General features: G+C 64.5%; 2 pseudogenes. Both read right to left on the bottom strand.

From position 1 onward, the window contains the following. Positions 1 to 1,490 (bottom strand): annotated as a pseudogene (locus tag VGC18_RS01330) (DNA-directed RNA polymerase subunit beta'); the annotation flags it as partial. Next, positions 1,490 to 2,947 (bottom strand): annotated as a pseudogene (locus tag VGC18_RS01325) (hypothetical protein); the annotation flags it as partial. The pseudogenes VGC18_RS01325 and VGC18_RS01330, both read right to left, overlap by 1 nt.

Genomic DNA, 2,947 nt, shown 5'->3' with positions numbered 1-2,947 from the left:
CGCTCGACCAGCTGGGCCATGATGAACGGCTTGAACAGCTCCAGCGCCATCAGCTTCGGCAGACCGCACTGGTGGAGCCGCAGGCTCGGCCCGGAGACGATCACCGAACGACCCGAGTAGTCGACGCGCTTGCCGAGCAGGTTCTGACGGAACCGGCCCTGCTTGCCCTTGAGCATGTCCGACAGCGACTTCAACGGACGGTTGCCGGGGCCCGTGACGGGGCGCCCGCGGCGGCCGTTGTCGAACAGAGCGTCGACGGCCTCCTGCAGCATCCGCTTCTCGTTGTTGACGATGATCTCGGGAGCGCCGAGGTCGAGCAGCCTTTTCAGGCGGTTGTTGCGGTTGATCACCCGGCGGTACAGGTCGTTGAGGTCGGAGGTCGCGAAGCGGCCACCGTCCAGCTGCACCATCGGCCGCAGCTCCGGCGGGATGACCGGCACGGCGTCGAGGATCATCCAGGCGGGCTCGTTCTCCGAGTGGAGGAACGCCGAGGCGACTTTCAGCCGCTTCACGGCACGCGCCTGTTTCTGGCCTTTCGAGGTGTTGATGATCTGCTCGAGTTCGACGCAGTCGGCCTCGAGGTCGACCTGTTCGAGCAGGTCGCGCACCGCTTCGGCACCCATGCCGCCGCGGAAGTACTCGCCCCAACCGAACGGGGAGCCGAACCGATCCTTGAGCTCACGGAAGACCGTCTCGTCGTTGATGACGTCCTTCGGCTTCATCTCGGTGAAGATCTTCCAGACTTCCTGCATCCGCTCGCCGGCCTCTTCGAGGTAGGCCTCGGTGTCGGAGATCTCCGCGTCGAACTGTTTGCGCAGTTCTTTCAGCATTTTCGCCCGCTCGTCCTCTTTGAGCTTGCGCAGCTGGGCAGCGGTCAGTTTCAGCGAGTCGGCCCAGATGTGGTCTTCGTCGTCGAATTTGGCCTGGTCGCCATCCTCGAGGTATTTCACGCGCCGCTCCAGCGACTCGTTCAACTCCTGGGTCCGTTTCTGTCGTTCGACCTCATAGGAGTCGACGACTTTTTTGACCTCTTTCTCGAGTTTGCCGACGTCTTTGTCGCGGGCCTCCTCGTCGACCCAGGTGACCATCGAGGCGGCGAAGTAGAGAACCTTCTCCAGCTCTTTGGGCGCCATATCGATCAGGTAGCCGATCCGGCTCGGGACACCCTTGAAGAACCAGATGTGCGAGACCGGCGAGGCCAGGTCGACGTGACCCATGCGCTCGCGACGGACCTTGCTGCGGGTCACCTCGACGCCGCAGCGCTCACAGACGATGCCCTTGTAGCGGACGCGCTTGTACTTACCGCAATAGCACTCCCAGTCCTTGGTCGGACCGAAGATGCGCTCGCAGAAGAGGCCGTCTTTCTCCGGCTTCAGCGTGCGGTAGTTGATCGTCTCGGGCTTGGTGACCTCGCCCCAACTCCAGGAGCGGATCTTCTTCGATGACGCGAGCCCGATCTCGATCGCGTCGAAATTGTTGATGTCGATCATCAGTCCTCCACCTCTGCCGGCTCGGCCTCAGGGACCGCGTCGGCACTAGCTGCTTCAGTGCCGCCCTCGCCCTCGGCGATGACTTGCTCCTCTTGCTCGTCACTCGCTTCCGGCGTGCTCAATCCGTTGCCATCCGGCCCGTTGTCGGCGCGGACCCCGGTGAGGTCCATGCCGAGCTCCTCGGCGGCTTTCAGGAGGTCGTCTTCCTCGTCGGAAATTTCGACGTCGGACCCCTCCGAGACCACGTTGGCATCGAGCGAAAGGCTCTGGATCTCCTTCAAAAGGACTTTGAAGGACTCCGGGATCGACGGCTCGGGGATGTTCTCCCCCTTGACGATCGCCTCGTAGGCCTTGACCCGCCCGACCGTGTCGTCGGACTTGACGGTGAGCATCTCCTGCAGCGTGTAGGCGGCGCCGTAGGCCTCCAGGGCCCAGACCTCCATCTCACCGAAGCGCTGGCCGCCGAACTGCGCCTTGCCGCCCAGCGGCTGCTGGGTGACGAGCGAGTAGGGGCCGGTGCTCCGGGCGTGGATCTTGTCGTCCACGAGGTGCAGGAGCTTCAGGATGTACATGTAACCGACCGTGACCTTGCCCTCGTAGGGCTCGCCGGTACGGCCGTTGTAGAGCTGCGCGGTGCCAGAGGCCTTCGCGCCCTCGCGGCCGTTCGGGTCGATGCCGAGATCGACGCCGCGCTCTTCATTCTCGTTCTGCCACTGGACCAGGGCGTTGTCGACGTCCTCGACGGTGGCACCGTCGAAGACCTGCGTCGCAACGTAGACCCGGCCGTCGCCGTCTTCGGAGTGGGCCTGTTTGTAGGCCTCGGAGCCGTCGTTGTACCAGCCGTTCGCCGCCACCCACCCGAGGTGGGTCTCGAGGATCTGACCGATGTTCATACGGCTCGGCACGCCGAGCGGGTTGAGGATGACGTCGACGGGGGTCCCGTCGGCCAGGTGCGGCATGTCCTCCTCGGGCACGATCTTCGAGATCACACCCTTGTTCCCGTGACGGCCGGCGAGCTTGTCGCCCTCCGAGATCTTGCGCTTCGTGGCGACGAAGACGCGGACCAGGTCGTTGACGCCCGGGGGCAGGTCATCGCCCTCGTCGCGGCTGAACGTGAGGACCTCGATGACGACCCCACCCTCGCCGTGCGGCACTTTCAGCGAGGTGTCGCGGACCTCGCGCGCCTTCTCCTTGAAGATCGCGCGGATCAGCTTCTCCTCGGCCGTCAGCTCGGTCTCGCCCTTGGGCGTGACCTTGCCGACCAGGAGGTCGCCGGAGACAACGTCGGCGCCGACGCGGACGATGCCGCGCTCGTCGAGGTTGCGCAGGCTCTCCTCGCTGCGGTTCGGGATGTCGCGGGTGATCTCCTCGTCGCCGAGCTTGGTCGTGCGGGCGTCGATCTCGTACTCCTCGATGTGGATCGAGGTGAGTTCGTCTTCCTTGACCAGGCGCTGCGA

The organism is Lacisediminihabitans sp., assembly GCF_036404185.1.
GTDB lineage: Bacteria > Actinomycetota > Actinomycetes > Actinomycetales > Microbacteriaceae > Lacisediminihabitans.
The sequence above is the reverse complement of the archived record's forward strand: the minus strand, read 5'-3'. Positions and strand labels throughout refer to the sequence as shown.